Annotated in this window: 14 protein-coding genes; 6 read left to right on the forward strand and 8 right to left on the reverse strand. The window is 56.8% G+C overall.

Annotation, left to right across the window (positions count from 1 at the left end):
• Positions 1–330: 330 nt before the first annotated feature.
• Both AC2D8O_RS01675 and AC2D8O_RS01680 read right to left on the reverse strand, forming a co-directional pair.
• Positions 331–1,617 carry an ABC transporter permease gene (locus AC2D8O_RS01675; protein WP_484677041.1) on the reverse strand — a complete coding sequence of 429 codons (1,287 nt, stop codon included), beginning with the start codon at positions 1,615–1,617 and terminating at the stop codon, positions 331–333.
• Positions 1,618–1,626: 9 nt separating this feature from the next.
• Positions 1,627–2,157, reverse strand: a complete 531-nt coding sequence (locus AC2D8O_RS01680) for an AhpC/TSA family protein (protein WP_484677042.1) — start codon at positions 2,155–2,157, stop codon at positions 1,627–1,629.
• A gap of 83 nt (positions 2,158–2,240) precedes the next feature.
• Between AC2D8O_RS01680 and AC2D8O_RS01685 the strand changes: the two genes are divergently transcribed.
• The 6 genes from AC2D8O_RS01685 (at position 2,241) to murA (ending at position 7,970) form a co-directional block, all read left to right on the forward strand.
• Positions 2,241–3,185 (forward strand): ABC transporter substrate-binding protein, encoded by a 945-nt coding sequence (locus AC2D8O_RS01685; RefSeq protein ID WP_484677043.1) that lies wholly within the window; start codon positions 2,241–2,243, stop codon positions 3,183–3,185.
• Between the two features lie 96 nt (positions 3,186–3,281).
• Entirely contained in the window at positions 3,282–3,686 is a 405-nt protein-coding gene (locus AC2D8O_RS01690; RefSeq protein ID WP_484677044.1) for a 6-pyruvoyl trahydropterin synthase family protein, read from the forward strand.
• Between the two features lie 70 nt (positions 3,687–3,756).
• Positions 3,757–4,428 (forward strand): GTP cyclohydrolase I FolE, encoded by a 672-nt coding sequence (folE, locus tag AC2D8O_RS01695; RefSeq protein ID WP_484677045.1) that lies wholly within the window; start codon positions 3,757–3,759, stop codon positions 4,426–4,428.
• Positions 4,429–4,609: 181 nt separating this feature from the next.
• Complete coding sequence (locus AC2D8O_RS01700) at positions 4,610–5,401, forward strand: hypothetical protein (RefSeq protein ID WP_484677046.1); 792 nt, start codon at positions 4,610–4,612, stop codon at positions 5,399–5,401.
• A gap of 41 nt (positions 5,402–5,442) precedes the next feature.
• A complete protein-coding gene (locus tag AC2D8O_RS01705; RefSeq protein ID WP_484677047.1) occupies positions 5,443–6,540 on the forward strand; it encodes an NAD(P)/FAD-dependent oxidoreductase in 1,098 nt (365 codons plus the stop codon).
• A 113-nt stretch (positions 6,541–6,653) separates the two neighbouring features.
• A complete protein-coding gene (gene murA / locus AC2D8O_RS01710; protein ID WP_484677048.1) occupies positions 6,654–7,970 on the forward strand; it encodes a UDP-N-acetylglucosamine 1-carboxyvinyltransferase in 1,317 nt (438 codons plus the stop codon).
• A 519-nt stretch (positions 7,971–8,489) separates the two neighbouring features.
• Here murA and AC2D8O_RS01715 read toward each other — a convergent pair.
• The 6 genes from AC2D8O_RS01715 to AC2D8O_RS01740 form a co-directional block, all read right to left on the reverse strand.
• A complete protein-coding gene (locus AC2D8O_RS01715; protein ID WP_484677049.1) occupies positions 8,490–9,884 on the reverse strand; it encodes a glycosyltransferase family 39 protein in 1,395 nt (464 codons plus the stop codon).
• Between the two features lie 73 nt (positions 9,885–9,957).
• Positions 9,958–10,992 carry a sensor histidine kinase gene (locus tag AC2D8O_RS01720; protein ID WP_484677050.1) on the reverse strand — a complete coding sequence of 345 codons (1,035 nt, stop codon included), beginning with the start codon at positions 10,990–10,992 and terminating at the stop codon, positions 9,958–9,960.
• 25 nt (positions 10,993–11,017) lie between these two features.
• Positions 11,018–11,698 (reverse strand): response regulator transcription factor, encoded by a 681-nt coding sequence (locus AC2D8O_RS01725; protein ID WP_484678264.1) that lies wholly within the window; start codon positions 11,696–11,698, stop codon positions 11,018–11,020.
• Between the two features lie 233 nt (positions 11,699–11,931).
• Positions 11,932–12,816 (reverse strand): hypothetical protein, encoded by an 885-nt coding sequence (locus tag AC2D8O_RS01730; protein ID WP_484677051.1) that lies wholly within the window; start codon positions 12,814–12,816, stop codon positions 11,932–11,934.
• A gap of 143 nt (positions 12,817–12,959) precedes the next feature.
• The gene (locus AC2D8O_RS01735) at positions 12,960–13,835 is read right to left on the reverse strand and encodes a TolB-like translocation protein (protein ID WP_484677052.1); all 876 of its coding nucleotides are present in this window, start codon (positions 13,833–13,835) and stop codon (positions 12,960–12,962) included.
• Between the two features lie 146 nt (positions 13,836–13,981).
• Positions 13,982–14,881: a YncE family protein gene (locus AC2D8O_RS01740; protein ID WP_484677053.1), complete on the reverse strand. Its 900-nt coding sequence runs from the start codon at positions 14,879–14,881 to the stop codon at positions 13,982–13,984.
• Positions 14,882–15,025 lie beyond the last annotated feature (144 nt).

Here is a 15,025-nt window from a genome sequence, read left to right on the forward strand (position 1 = left end):
ACTGTATGACACGGGGGGGATTTCTCCGCTGCGCCCGCTGCGAAGTGGCAGAGGGTTGGGGGGCAGACGGGTTGTCTCCGACAACCCAAAGGTAGATTTCTCGCTGACGCTCGAAATGACGTGACTGGAGGGCCTCGAAATGACGTGCAGAGGGGTGGCGACTGTATGACACGGGGGGGGATTTCTCCGCTGCGCCCGCTGCGAAGTGGCAGAGGGTTGGGGGGCAGACGGGTTGTCTCCGACAACCCAAAAGTAGATTTCTCGCTGACGCTCGAAATGACGTGTGGGGGTAGGTGCTCGAAATGACGTGTGGGGAGGGGACTTCACCGGTCAGCGCTGGAGGCGGGGGTCGAAGGCATCGCGAAGGCCCTGGCCCACCAGATGCAGCGAGAAGATGGTAACCACAATGGCCAGGCCGGGGAAGATGGCCATCCATTTGCCGGCGTCGGCCACGAGGTACTGATAGCCCTCGTAGATCATACCGCCCCAGGAGGGGGTGGGACTGTTGACGCCGAGGCCGAGAAAGGACAGACCGGCTTCGAGCAGGATGGCGGTAGCGAAGTTGGCGGCGGCGAGGATGACGATGGGCCCGACGAGGTTGGGCAGGAGTTCGCGGAGGAGGATGTGGCGGCTGCCAAAGCCGAGGGTGCGGGCGGCGTCGACCCAGGTGCGGGTGCGCAGGCTGAGGACCTCGCCGCGGAGGATACGCGCGGGCTCGACCCAGAGGGAGAGGCCCACCGCAATGAACAGCGTGAGGAAGCCCTTTCCCAGCGCAAACGCCAACGCGATGGCCAGCAGCAGAGAGGGCAGCGACCAGATGACGGCCATGACCCACTGGGCGAGAGAATCGGTCCAACCGCCGAAATAGCCCGAGGCAGCCCCTACCCCAATGCCCAGCACAATGCTGAGGAGCACGGCCAGAAAGCCGACAGCCAGACTGACGCGCCCGCCGAGCACCAGGCGGCTGAGGAGGTCGCGGCCAAAGGTGTCGGTGCCGAGGGGGAAGGCGAGGATGGACAGGTGGTGCTGATGGAGCTGCTGGCGAAGGGCGGTGAGGGAGGTTTCTGTCAATGCGCTATCGGCGGTGCTGGCCCAGATGAGCGTGTCGCCGGAGAGGCGATAAGGCTTGCCGTAATCCTGGAGAAAAGCACGGGTAGCAGGGTGTTCGCGGCGGATGGGCAGGAGGAGTTCGGGGAGGAGCCGGGGGGCGGACCAGCGGCCCTGTGGGGTGCGATGCCAGAGGGTATCGCCGGAGAGGCGAATGAGGGAGTCGGTCGGGAGGGCTTCGTCGCGGGAAAGGACGAGGGGCGTGTAGGCGTCTTCGGAGCCAAAAAGCCAATGCTGGATTAAACTGGTTTCGGGGGCAGGGCGGCCGCGGTAAACGGACAGCACCTGCACGGACGCTCCGGGGCCGAGGCGGGCGGCTTCGAGGAGCTGGCGGTTGGCGTTGGGGGTAGCGTCGGGAATGAGGAGGTAGCCGAGCGTGCAGACCAGCGTGAGCAGCCCCAGCAGGCACAGACCGGTCAGGGCCAGTCGGTTACGGATGAAGCGGCGCCACGAAGAAGGTGGCTGCGGGGCAGCAGGAGCCGGGGTGACAGAAGGTGGCGGCTGTGCCATAGGGTGGCATCAGGCGAGGGCGCGGAGGCGCTCCCAGTTGGGGTCGTCGCCGGCGAACTTGGCGCGGTACTGCCAGACGAGGTGGCCCTTGTTGAAGAGGAAAGTGCCAGAAAGGACATCGGGATCGCCGAGGGTCTCGACCTGGGTGTGGCCAGCCATCAGCGCCTGAAAGCCCTTCAGAATCATCTTTGGACTGAAGAAGGATGTGGGCTTCATGCGGTTGATCTCGAAGAGCTGATAGAGCGAGAGGCCGGGGTCGGAGATATGGGGCGCGGCGGGGAAGTACTCGTTGAAGAACAGCTCGCCGCGGTCGACGGGGCTCTGGTGTACGAAGTAGATGGTTGGGAAACCGGGATTGGCCGTGGCAAGACGGTGCAGCTGGTCGACGGAATGCTTGCAGAACAGGCAACCGAGGTGTCGGAGAAAATGGAGGATGACCATTTTCTCGGAGGCGACGAGTGCGGGAAGCGTAGTGGCCGGGAGGCGTGCACCCTGTAAGGGATTGCTGTAGGCGGCAATCCGTTCGTCGGAGAGAGGCATAAAAGGGGACAGGCCGAGGTAAAAGGGCTGCCGGGGGTGAAAATTGCGAAAAGGGTGGCAAATTGCAAGTCTGCCGACGCACTATGAAGAAAGCCCTGTACTGGACCGCCGCGCTGCTGCTGGCAAGCGCCTGTAGCAACCGCCATGCCGACCTGGTAGCCAACGCCCCCAGTCTGACGGTGCAGTTGACCGATGACCTGGGGCAGACGTTTGAATTTCGGCAGCCGCCGCAACGGATTATCGTACTGACACCGGGGCAGGCCGAAACCCTGCTGATGGTGGGGGCCAAGGAACAGATAGTGGGTGTAACAGAGGCTGGGAACTACCTGGGCGACCTGGGGCAGACACCCAAGCTGACGGTGTATCCGGCGCTGGACTTCCAGACGCTGGTGAGCCTGAAGCCCGACATGGTGGTGCTGAGCGACGAAGTATTCAACGAGAACTTCCGGGATGCGCTGAAACGCGCCAACATTCCTTTCTTTTACCAGCGGGTGCGGAAGCTGAGCGACGTGTACGCGGGGATACGTCAGTTGGGAGTGTTGACTGGACGTGAAGAACGCGGCAACCAGCTGGCCGACAGTCTGATTATGCTGGAGACCAAGCTGCGGGCGCTGACCGAGAAGCAGGCCAAGTATGGCGTAGCGGTGATTTTTGGGGGCGACCAGCTACAGAGTGTGGGCCGAGGCCACTACCTGACGGAGATGATTGCGATAGCTGGCGGACGCAACGTGCTGGAAGCGGATACTGCAAAGTATGTGGCTGTGCCGGCGGAACGGCTGGTGCAGCTGCAAACGGAGTTTGTGCTGATACCGACGCTGGACGACAAATACGGCCAGCAGCTGCTGGGGCGCCATGAGGTGCTGCTGGACATGCCTGCGGTGGAGCAGGAGCACCTGTTTCAGGTGGAGCCGGCGCTGTATATGCAGCCAGGCCCGCGGGTAGGCAAGGCGATGCTGGAACTGACAAGAATGCTGCACAGCCAGGTGTCGCTGGAGGGGCTTGAAGCGCCAGCGGAAGGCGGTAAGTAACTGAGGAAGAATAATTTTCAGTAGAAACTGAAAGAAAGCGTCAGGCGGGTGGAATTATTTTCCGGAACGCGGGCGTTATGAAACTGTCAGACAGTCATGGTATACGTAACACGCAGGCTACACTTCAACGCGGCACACCGGATGTACAATCCGAACTGGAGTGACGAACGGAACCGCGAGGTATTCGGCCTGTGCGCGAACGAAAACTGGCATGGCCACAATTATGAACTGGAAGTGACGCTGGCAGGTGAGCCGAACCCCGACACGGGGTATGTGTTTGACCTGGGCAGGCTGAGAGACATCGTAGAGGAGCGGGTGGTGAAAAAAGTAGACCACCGAAACCTGAACCTCGATGTGGACTTCATGCGCGGCGTTATTCCTTCCAGCGAAAATTTTGTGGTAGCCATCTGGAACCAGCTGAAGGACCACGTGGCGCCGGCAACGCTGTACAGCATCCGACTGTACGAAACGCCGCGCAACTATGTGGAATATCGTGGCTGATGCCGTGCCAAGCACTTCTCCTGACGGGACGTTATTTCCCTTCCACACTCTCAACAAGCTTTCCTGACCGATGAGCAAGCAACACGCCCAGCGTTACCTGGACATGGGTGATGCCCACGTGGGTACTGCAGCGGTAACCCCGATACGCCCCGACGCCTTTGCGCTGACGGAAGAAGAGAAGATTGCGCGGATAGAACGCAACTTCCGCGAAATCATGCTGACACTTGGCCTGGACCTGGACGATGATTCGCTGCAAGGAACGCCCCTGCGGGTAGCGAAAATGTATGTGCAGGAGCTGTTCTCAGGGCTTGACCCGAAGAACATGCCCAAGGCCACGCTGTTTGAAAACCGCTACCAGTATGGCGAAATGCTGGTAGAGAAGAACATCACGGTGCATTCGGTGTGCGAGCACCACTTCGTGCCCATTATTGGCCGTGCACATGTGGCCTACATTTCAAATGGCAAGGTGATTGGCCTAAGCAAGTTGAACCGCATAGTGCGGCACTTCAGCAAGCGGCCGCAGGTGCAGGAGCGCCTGACAGTGGAGATTGCCAACTACCTGGCCGAGGTGCTGGAAACCGACGACGTAGCCGTGCTGATAGACGCAAAACACTACTGCGTGGCCATGCGCGGCGTAGAAGACGACGCCAGCAGCACTGTAACGGCCGAATACCGTGGGGCCTTCAAAGATGAAGCCAAGCGTCGGGAGCTGTTGCAATACATAGCTATGGAGCGCCTGTGAGCGCCAAGGTGGATATCGGTTAATGTTTAGCATTCCGATTTTTACCACCGATAATTGGCGTTTAGTCACCAGCAGAACGCAAGCTGGCTTTGCAATGGCTAGTTTGGCAATATGACTGAGAGGCGCTGCCCTGTGTACCGACTTTCAGCGATGGTAGGAAACCTTTATATTGCTAAGAGCTATGCAGCGGTCAGAAACAGTCAAAACCGTACCTGTACAGGAGTTATTGGCCCTATGGGCCAATATTGACGCACCGAGCGAGGTGCCGTCGCTGGAACAGTTGCTGGACCACCCGCTGCTGCGGAGGCCGCTACTGCTGGCAGACCCTTACATGTACTTCATCTACGACCATCGGGTCAGCCACTACGCGTTCATCTCGAGCAACAGCCAGCAGATCATAGGCTACACGCCTGATGAGATGTATGCTGGTAGTGGAACGCTGATCTTTGACCGGGCGAGTGAAGCCGACCGTCTGCTGCTGCTGGACATGTTCAAGTGCTCGCGGGTGAAGTTTGACGAACTGCCGCTGGAGCGGAAGCTTGGCATGAAGCTGGTGATGCACCACGACATCGTGGACCGAAATGGAACACGCCGCAACGTGCTGTTGCAGTACTTTCCATTGTTCATAGACCAGAAGAACATGCTGGTGTACTCGTTCTGCCTGGTGGTGCATCAACCGTGGGCACTGCCACAGACATCGGCAACGGGTGCACTATCGTACACCTCGACGGAGGGCGAGCGAAAGGTGGTATATCTGCCAACGGAGAAGATGGAGGCCGATGTGATTTTCACGGCTGAAGAGATGGAAATCGTGCGGATGCTGGCACAGGGCTTTACGTCAGACGCCATTTCCATCTCGATTAAAAGAAACGCTACTGAAACCAGTGATCTTCAGCGGTCTGTATTGAAGAAGACCGGCAGCCAGAACTTACAGCAGCTGATTCGCTACTGTGTGGAGCGAGGGATGATCTGAACTGAAGCTTGGCAGACGAAGCAGTTGTGTACCTTAAGGGTATGCATTCGTACTGGGAACTACAGGGTGGCCTGACCCGGCCGATAGACCTTCTGGTAGTGGGTGCAGGTCTTGTGGGCCTGTCTACTGCGTTGCATTACAAACAGATACGCCCGCAGGCACGCGTCGTAATACTTGAGCAGAATGAGCAGCTGGCCAATGCCAGCACCCGGAACGCAGGTTTTGCGTGTTTTGGCAGCGCTGGCGAACTGCTTGCCGACCTGCAAGAAATGGAAGAAGCCGAGCTTGCAGCCCGCGTGCAATTAAGGTTTGAAGGCCTAAAGCTGCTGCGCAAAACCCTTGGTATTGAGGCGATAGGATGGGAGCCAGTAGGCGGCTGGGAGCTGTTTAGCGATGGCGACTATTACCAGCAGGTGCTGGGTGTGCTGAAGCGATTGAACAGCTTGTTGGAGCCTGTAACAGGCGTGCCGGACACCTATCAGCCGGCAGAACCCAACGGGCGTATGGCCATTGTGAACCGGCTGGAGGGGGCGCTGCACAGCGGCAAGCTGATGGCAACCCTGCTGGCGCGGGTGCAGGCGGCAGGGGTGGAAGTGCGCTTTGGCCAACAGGTGAAAGCCCTGCATGCCGGTAGTGTGGAACTGACACACGGCGGCGAACTGATAGCAGGCGCCGTAGTGGCCGCCACTGGGGCCTGGACCCAGCAACTGCTACCCGAAGAAGGCATCGTGCCGGGGCGAGGCTATGTGTTAGTGACCAATGAACTGCCACAACTGGACTGGGAAGGGACGTGGCACTATGATCGGGGATATGTGTATTTCAGGCCAGTGGGACGGCGTCTGCTGCTGGGTGGCGGCCGCAATCTGGACTTTGCCGGAGAAGAGACACTGGAGGAAGGTATAAACCCGACCATCAAAGCGTGGCTGGTGCGTTTCGCCAGCGAAACGCTGGGGCTGGGAACGGATTGGCAGATTGACTACGAGTGGGCTGGCATCATGGGCTTTGGGCGCGAGCCCCTACCCTACGTGCGCGAAGTGAAAGCTGGACTGTGGGCGGCTGTAGGACTGGGCGGCATTGGCGTGGCAACGGGCCTGGCACTGGGGCGGCAGGCAGCAGAAACAGTTGCAGCGCAGAGCTGAACTGACATCGTAGGGTTCTCTTCACGGGGGACGCCTGCTGGCTGTGGTGGGATGCGAATAACTAGGCAGGGACCACGGGAACCGAGGGCTGAGCGACGGCTTAACTTGTGGGAATGGAATACTTCGTGGTGGAAGGCGGCCACAGGCTGTCGGGTGAGATAGTGCCGCAGGGTGCCAAAAACGAGGCGCTACAGATACTGTGTGCGGTGCTGCTGACAGATGAAGCGGTGCGGATCGACAATCTGCCGGATATACTGGACATCCGGCGGCTGATAGAGCTGCTGGAAGAAATAGGCGTGGACGTGGAGCACCACAGCCGACAGAGCGCGACCTTCCGGGCGAAGAATCTGAAGCTGGATTATCTGGACACTGAAGCCTACCGCAAGAAGGCCGCAGCCCTGCGTGGCAGCGTTATGCTGGTGGGGCCGCTGCTGGCCCGCCGTGGCAAGGCAAGCATTCCACGGCCGGGGGGCGACAAGATTGGCCGCCGCAGGCTGGACACCCACATTGTGGGCCTACAGGCACTCGGAGCCACCTTCCGCTACGATTCCACCGACGACCGCTACTACCTGGACGCGCCAGCCGATGGCCTCAAGGGCGCCTACATGCTGCTGGACGAAGCCTCGGTAACGGGCACGGCCAACATTGTGATGGCAGCCGTGCTGGCCAAAGGCACCACCACCATCTATAACGCGGCCTGCGAACCCTACCTGCAACAGTTGTGCAGCATGCTGGTGCGGATGGGTGCGAAGATTGAAGGCATTGGCAGCAACCTGCTGGTAATAGAAGGCGTAGCGCGCCTGGGTGGCACCACCCACACACTGCTGGCCGACATGATAGAAGTAGGCAGCTTCATTGGCATGGCGGCCATGACACAGAGCGCCCTGACGATACGCAACGCTGCGGTGCACCAGCTTGGGCTGATACCGGAGGTGTTCCGGCGGATGGGTATCCAGCTGAAGTTTGAGGGCGACGACATCCATGTGCAGCAGCAGGACCTGTATCAGGTGGAGAGCTTCATTGATGGGTCTATTCTAACAGTGCAGGACCACACGTGGCCGGGCCTGACGCCCGACCTGCTGAGCGTGTTTCTGGTGCTGGCCACCCAAGCCAAGGGCAATGTGCTGATTCATCAGAAGATGTTCGAAAGCCGGCTGTTCTTCGTGGACAAGCTGATCGACATGGGCGCGAAAATCATCCTGTGCGACCCGCACCGGGCCACGGTGATTGGTCTGGCACGGCAGCACAAGCTGAAAGGCATCAAGATGAGCAGTCCGGACATCCGTGCCGGTGTGGCGCTGCTGATAGCGGCCATGAGCGCCGAGGGCAAGAGCCGCATCGATAACATCGAACAGATTGACCGTGGCTACCAGTACATAGACCAACGCCTCCAGGCGCTGGGGGCGAAGGTTCAGCGCCTGGAAGAGTAAGGGGGCTGGTGCTTACAGATTGCTTCGTCCCGCTGGCACGGCACTCGAAATGACGTGAGGGGTAATTGCGGGCTGGAAGGATGCTGCGCATCCTACAGGTAGATTTCTCGCTGCGCTCGAAATGACGTGCGGGGGGTGTGGCGCTGGGGGCGAAGGTTCAGCGCATGGAAGAGTAAGGGGGCTGGTGCCTACAGATTGCTTCGTCCCACTGGCACAGGACTAGAAATGACGTGAGGGGGGTGTGGCGCTGGGGGCGAAGGTACAGCGGCTGGAGGAGTAAGGGGGCTGGTGCCGTACTGAACGACCTCTATAGATTTCTTCGTCCTGCTGGCACGGGACTCGAAATGACGTGCGGGGGGCTTTGTGTCAGTCGGCCCAGTTGATGCAGCGGGCGCGGCAGGTGTTAGTTACCTAGAATGAAAATGGCAAATGCTTGAGGCCATTGAACATCTGCCTGAACAAAGGGGTGGATGACAACTGCCAGCCAAAAAACTGTAGCGGACCCGAAAACGAAAAAGCTTACCTGAGCTGATAGCACCAGACCTCGACATCGTAGGCGGTAAGGACCTTGACGCGGCGATAACGAAGGTTGAGGAGGTAATGATCGAAGGCGGTAAGCTCGCCGTAGCGGCCGTGGCCGCAGCCCACGAAAACCAACGGCGGCAATTGGCGGTAAAAGGCGGGGTTACGCGGAGGAGCCATTACCGGAATGTGGGTAACGCCCAGCTTACGCAACGTATAGGTATAGTATTGTGGCAGATGCGAGAGCACCACAGCAGGCTGTGTACCGGCCTCGGCCACGAGCGCGGCTGTTACCTCGGTAAACTGGGTTTTGCGGGGCTCGGTATAGAGCTGTCGCTGAAGGGTGAGTTTGACCAGTCCGGCACCTGTAACGACGAGTACCAAGAGAGACAGTCTACTGTATGTAAGGCGGTCTTTCCAGCCAATAACTGCCAGGAGCAACAGGGGAATGAGCACCGAAAACACATATCGCTCGTGAAAGACGGGTCTTGCCAGAAAGGAGACGCAGACAGGTGTGCAGAATGCCACGCCTGCAATGAGCAGAAGCGGAATGGTGAGCGGGTGTCGTTGATGACGGGGACGGACAGCCAATACCACACCCGCTGCAACAATCAGGATGGCAATGGGCTCACGGCCAAAGAAGTTGGGTATGGCGAGGGCGACGTCCAGAAAAGAGGGCGTGGAGAGCCATGCAGCCCGGTTGGCGTCGAGAGCAAGTGTCAGGTAGGGCAGCCAAGACAGAAAAACCAGCACCACCAGCAAGACGGCGCCTGCAGAGAGAGAAAGCGCCGCCGTCGTTCGAAATCGGGTGTCAGTTGCGAAGGCCCAGAGCCCTGCTACCGCAAATCCAAGAGCGAAGAAGGCACCATGATAGTGGGTCATGATGAGGGCACTGGTGGAAAGACCGAGCCATAGGGCCGCCCAAGCGGAGCGGGGATTCTGGTACCAGGTGGCAAATGCCCAGAGGGCACAGAGCGCGACAAGGAAGAGCAGCATATAATTGCGGGCTTCCTGAGCGTAATAGACGTGATACCAGTTGGCACAGAGCAGGGCCAACAGCAGAATCGCAGCCGTGTGGCCGAAAGCGCGCCGAACCCAGAAGCCAGCCAGCAGCAGCGACAGGATGGAGAGCAGCGCAGAGAAGAGCCTGGCCTGGTATTCGCCGTAACCAGTGAGGAGAAACCAGCCTCGGAGGAGAATGTAGTAAAGTGGGGGAGCGGTATCGGAGGCGACGGTTTGTATGACGTCAGAGAGAGGCCGCTCGGGGTAGAGGGTGAACATGGTCCAGATTTCGTCGAGCCAGAAGCTCTGGAAATCAAGCCGAAAGAAGCGCAGAAAAAATGCCAGCAGAAGCAAGCCGACAACCCACCAGACAAATCGGACAGTACTCATGGAGGCGTCAAAAGTAGGTATAGAGTGAAACCATACCGACGCCTTTGTCCGCTAAAAGCAAAAAAGTGTAGCCCTACCCTTTCCGCGCAATGGGCAGGGTAAAGTCGAAGGTGGTGCCAGCGCCAGCAACGCTTCGTACCGTGATGGTCTGGCCATGGGCCTCGATCAGGTTTTTGACGATAGAAAGACCAAGGCCTGTGCCGCCACCTTCGCGGCTGCGGGACTTGTCGACGCGGTAAAAACGGCTGAAGAGGTGGGGCAGGTGCTCCTCGGAAATGCCGTTTCCGTCGTCGTGGACGAGAACGTGCAGCAACTGGGGATTGCCGTTGGTACGGAGCTCGACAGTGACGGTGCCGTTGGGGCGCCCGTAAATGATGGCATTGTCAACGAGGTTGACGAGCACCTGGCGGATGCGGTCCTTATCGGCGCGGACGGTGAGGGCCTCGAGACCGGGAGCTTTGATGGCGAGGTTGACACTGCGCTCGTTGTGGGTGCGCTTGTAGTCGAGGAGGTCAAAGACGTCGAGGGTGAGGTCGTAGATGCGGAACTCCTCGAGGTTCATGGCCATCTCGCCGCTTTCGAGCTGGGAGATGACAAGGAGGTCGCGGACGAGGTCTGTGAGGCGCTCGGTGTTGCGGAGTGCCTGCCGTAGGAACTTTCGGTTGACGTTTTTGTCCTCAAGGGCGCCGTCGAGGAGGGTTTCGAGGAAGCCCTCGATGGCGAAGAGGGGTGTCTTGAGCTCGTGGGAGACGTCGCCGAGGAACTCGCGGCGGTAGACTTCAAGCTGCTTGAGCTCGCCAAGTTCGCGCTGAGAAGAGCGAATGAGGTCTCGGATGCCGGTCTGGAGGTTCAGGACGGGATCGTTGCCCCAGTGAGCAGTAGAGTTGTCGCGGCTGGTGAGTGCCGCCCGAACTTCCTGCTCGAGGTCGCGCAGGCGGCGGTAAACGACGAAACGAATAAGGAGGCGGCCGATGACGTAGACGGCGACACCTGCGAGGAGGGCGCGGCCCCACCAGGGCAAGGGCAACCATTCGACGAGAACAACGGCCAACACAGCCGTGATGCCCGCCAGCAACGAGAGATGGTGTGGGGTGGCCAGCAGCTTCATTCAGGGAAAAGAAAGGCGGCGGTCCTCAGCCGGCAAACTTATAGCCTACACCCTTGATGGTCTGGATATAGGACTCGCCAAGCTTTTCGCGGAGCTTGCGGATGTGGACGTCGATGGTACGAGGAACGACGTAGACATCGGTGCCCCAGATTTTCTCAAGGAGAACCTCGCGGGAGAAGACCTTTCCGGGACGGGAAGCGAGGAAGTAGAGCAGTTCGAACTCCTTTTTGGGGAGGGTGATGGGCTTTCCGTTCTGGTAAACGAGGTGCTCGTCCTTGACGATTTCGAGGTCGGCGATGCGGAGCTGGTCGGTGGGGGTGGTTTCGTTGTCGATGCCTCGGCGGAGGACGGCCTTGATGCGGCTGACAAGGACCCGTGGCCGGATTGGCTTGGTGATGTAGTCGTCGGCACCGGCCTCGAAACCTGCGATTTCGGAGTATTCCTCTGCACGGGCGGTGAGGAAGACGATGGCGGTATCGCGGAGCTCGGGGAGTTCGCGCATGCGGCGGCAGGTCTCGACGCCATCGAGGCGGGGCATCATGATGTCGAGGACGATGAGGTCGGGCTGGATGTCCTTCGCGAGGCGGATGGCGGCTTCGCCGTCGGGGGCGGTGGTTACCTCATAGCCTTCGTTGCGGAGGTTGTATTCGATGATTTCGAGGATATCGGGCTCATCGTCCACCACAAGCACTTTGTACTGCTGCATGGGATCGAAGGTGCGGTTGGAGGGTGCCGTTTGCTGAGTGCGAGGCTGCATAAGATACGAAGGAAGCCGGGCGCGGGATGCAGCCGGTTCTGGTTTTCCAAACGGTCAAAGGTATGGGCAGCGTATGAAGGGAGTGTAGGGCGTAGGTTAAGAGCGTGTTAGGCGGCAGCCAAAACAAAAACCGCCACGGGTGAGGGTGGCGGTTTGGAGAGCTGTATTCTTCGCTCTGAAATTTACCTGCGGATGTGAAAGACCATTTGTGCCAAAAAATCCTCGAGAAGGACACCCGGAATGGAATCTCTAGCTCCACCATCTGCTTGAACATGGTAGATTCTATTGCCGACATTTCTGGTTTCGCTACTGTAATAAATACGCTTGGTGTGGGGATCTATTGCCACTGCTCCTACGGTCTGAGCACGTGCTACTTCGCGCAGGTTGGTGCCATCATTCTTTACTCTGAAGATTTTATATTTACGGGAATCCCCAAAAACCAATTCATTGGTTTCATAGTCAAAGGCTATCTGGGACACCCATTCAATTTCAGGCGTCTGAACAAAAACAGTTGGCATACTAGATTTATCGAGTGGAGCCTTATATATTTTTGTTTTATCAGCCCAGTAAGCGACCTGACGGACGGTATCAACAGTAAGTCCCCAATGGTTAGGATAATGGGAAAATAAAGTATCCTTCGCACCAGTTATAAAATTTATCATCAGCAAATGGTGGCCCAGAAGGCTTACGTCTTGGAGAAACAGCATTCGCCCTTTTCCAGCTGGGGCATAGGATTTAGCAACAAGACCTTCCGATTGAAATCCTTTTATCTCGACTGGTATGGCAGAACTACCATCCAGTGCAAGCCGATAAGCCTGTCCACCCCATTCGCCGAAAATCAACTGCTGGGTTGTTGGCTCAATTGATATCTGATCTCCATTCATCCCTGAATAGAGTACTTTATGCTCACCTGTGGCAGGTGTATACCAGAATATTTTATTGGAGGCTTTATCAGCATAATAAAGAGAAATCTTCTTGGGATCTATTGAAGGGGATGCACCTTCATTTCTGGAGCAGGATGCCAGCAGCAGGCCAGCCAGAAGAGAGAGCATTAGAAGTCTGTTCATGGTGTAGGATATGAATAACAAAGTTGCAGGCTACCTATCCTAAAACCCGTTATAAGAAATGGACCTTAAGATTTTTTGATAGTTTGGTGAAACAAAAACCGCCACCGAGAAGGGTGGCGGTTGGAGGAAGATGTGGAGTACGCTTACTGTTTCAGATGGAAGGTCATCTGTGTTGCGTAATCACTCATCGTAAGGCCGGGAATGGAATCAACCGCACCTCCGGTTTCAGCAACGTGATAGATACGATAATGACCACTGGCGATGGAACTACAGAAGTAGACGCGGTTGTCAACAGGGTTGATGGCAACGCCTCCTACATTTTCAGCATTTGCGAGTTTACGACGGTTTGTACCATCTGTTTTCAAACGATAGATGGCATGTGCATCGTTGTCGCCGAAAATGATCTCATTGTTTTTGTAGTCAAAAGCGATCTGTGAAATCCAATCTCCTGTGTAGATGACGGATGGAGGAGCAGATTTGTCGAGCGGAGCCTTGTAGAGTTTGTTCTTATTACCCCAGTAAGCAATGTTGCGAACGGTATCGACAGCAAGCCCCCAGTGGTTGGGATAACCCGAGAAGAGGGTATCCTTGGTGCCCGTAACAAAATTTACGAGGAGGATGTGGCTCAGGAGTGGAGCGTTTTCAGCCTGAAGGAAAGCCATTCTACCCCTGCCGACTGGGGCATATGATTTTGCATGGAGCTGCCGTGAAAGGAAATCTGTAACAGCAGTACCCGTAGCCGTAGGTGTGGAAATTGACTTCCGATGTGCCTCATCACTCCACTGACCGTAAACAATCTGTTGGGTCAGCGGCTCAACTGAAACCAGGATTTCCCCGCCAACGGCATCGAAAAGCGCTTTGATCTCTTTTTGTTCGGGTGCATAACGGAAGACCTTGTTGGAATCTATGTTTCCGTAGTAGAGGTAGCTCTCCTTCTTAACAGGTGCTGGGGCGTCGTCTTTGGAGCAGGCTGCCAGCAGCAGGCCAGCCAGAAGAGAGAGTATTAGAAGTCTGTTCATGGTGTAGGGTATGAATAACAAAGCTGCAGGCTACCTATCCTAAAACCTGTTATAAGAAATGGACCTTAAGATTTTTTGATAGTTTGGTGAAACAAAAACCGCCACAGGGTGAGTATGGCGGTAGATTCCTGTCCGTACAGAATGGATCACTTGTTCGAGAGGTGGAAGGCCATCTGTATTGCGTTTGAGTTCATCAAAGGACCAGGGATGGAATCAATTGTCCCGCCTGTTTCTGCCACGTGGTAGATACGGTATCTATTGGTTGTTGCCTCGCTGCTGAAATAGATTCGGTTGTCGGCCGGATTGATTACAACGCCTCCTACATTTCTAGCAGTAGCGAGTTTGCGCAGATTTGTACCATCAGTCGCCATTCGGTAAATGGCATGGTCGTCATTGTCTCCGAAGACGACTTCATTGTTTTTGTAGTCAAAAGCAATCTGCGAAATCAGAATGCCTGTATAAATGATAACTGGGCGAGCAGATTTATCGAGAGGAGCTTTGTATATCTTATTACTGGCACCCCAGTAAGCCATGTTGCGTACGGTATCAATGGCAAGGCCCCAGTGGTTGGGATATCCAGTGAAAAGTGTGTCTTTAGTGCCAGTAGCAAAGTTGACGAGCAACATGTGTTGCAAAATCGGGCTATTTTCGCCCTGGAGAAATGCCATTCGGCTACGGCCTGCCGGGGCATAGGACTTAGCCTGCATACTCCTCGCCAGAACATCTGTAATGAGTGTGCCAGCGGCAGTAGGTGATGCCAATTGTTTTGCATAAACACTACTACTCCATCTCCCATAAATTATCTGCTGGGTTCCAGGCTCAATTGAGACGAGGATTTCTCCACTAATGGCATTGAAAAGTGCCTTGCTTAGTTTCAGCGAGGGCGAATAACGGAAGACCTTGTTGGAATCCATGTTTCCATAATACAGGAACCACTCCTGCTGCGTGGGGGCAGGGGTTTTGTCTGGTGCAGGGGTTTCGTCCTTGGAGCAGGCTGTAATGAGCAGGACGGCGGCCAGAAGAGATATAGAAAGTAGTCTGTTCATAATACCGAGGGCTGTCGTGCAAAGCTGAGCAGGACCTGCCGTACAAGCTGTTATAAGAAACGGACCTTAAGATTTCTTCACAGAAGAAAAAGAAAAACCGCCACTGGTTGAGAGTGGCGGTCAGGGGGGAGATGGAAGCAAACC

It is taken from the genome of Pontibacter sp. T17 (assembly GCF_057219875.1).

Excerpts from the sequence above, each read along its gene's own strand:
- AC2D8O_RS01720 (WP_484677050.1), bottom strand. The coding sequence starts at position 10,992 with ATGAAGCTGCTGGCCACCCCACACCATCTCTCGTTGCTGGCGGGCATC.
- AC2D8O_RS01730 (WP_484677051.1), bottom strand. The coding sequence starts at position 12,816 with ATGAACAGACTTCTAATGCTCTCTCTTCTGGCTGGCCTGCTGCTGGCA.
- AC2D8O_RS01705 (WP_484677047.1), top strand. The coding sequence starts at position 5,443 with ATGCATTCGTACTGGGAACTACAGGGTGGCCTGACCCGGCCGATAGAC.
- AC2D8O_RS01675 (WP_484677041.1), bottom strand. The coding sequence starts at position 1,617 with ATGGCACAGCCGCCACCTTCTGTCACCCCGGCTCCTGCTGCCCCGCAG.
- AC2D8O_RS01690 (WP_484677044.1), top strand. The coding sequence starts at position 3,282 with ATGGTATACGTAACACGCAGGCTACACTTCAACGCGGCACACCGGATG.
- AC2D8O_RS01700 (WP_484677046.1), top strand. The coding sequence starts at position 4,610 with ATGCAGCGGTCAGAAACAGTCAAAACCGTACCTGTACAGGAGTTATTG.
- folE (WP_484677045.1), top strand. The coding sequence starts at position 3,757 with ATGAGCAAGCAACACGCCCAGCGTTACCTGGACATGGGTGATGCCCAC.
- AC2D8O_RS01715 (WP_484677049.1), bottom strand. The coding sequence starts at position 9,884 with ATGAGTACTGTCCGATTTGTCTGGTGGGTTGTCGGCTTGCTTCTGCTG.
- AC2D8O_RS01735 (WP_484677052.1), bottom strand. The coding sequence starts at position 13,835 with ATGAACAGACTTCTAATACTCTCTCTTCTGGCTGGCCTGCTGCTGGCA.
- AC2D8O_RS01725 (WP_484678264.1), bottom strand. The coding sequence starts at position 11,698 with ATGCAGCAGTACAAAGTGCTTGTGGTGGACGATGAGCCCGATATCCTC.
- AC2D8O_RS01740 (WP_484677053.1), bottom strand. The coding sequence starts at position 14,881 with ATGAACAGACTACTTTCTATATCTCTTCTGGCCGCCGTCCTGCTCATT.
- AC2D8O_RS01680 (WP_484677042.1), bottom strand. The coding sequence starts at position 2,157 with ATGCCTCTCTCCGACGAACGGATTGCCGCCTACAGCAATCCCTTACAG.
- AC2D8O_RS01685 (WP_484677043.1), top strand. The coding sequence starts at position 2,241 with ATGAAGAAAGCCCTGTACTGGACCGCCGCGCTGCTGCTGGCAAGCGCC.
- murA (WP_484677048.1), top strand. The coding sequence starts at position 6,654 with ATGGAATACTTCGTGGTGGAAGGCGGCCACAGGCTGTCGGGTGAGATA.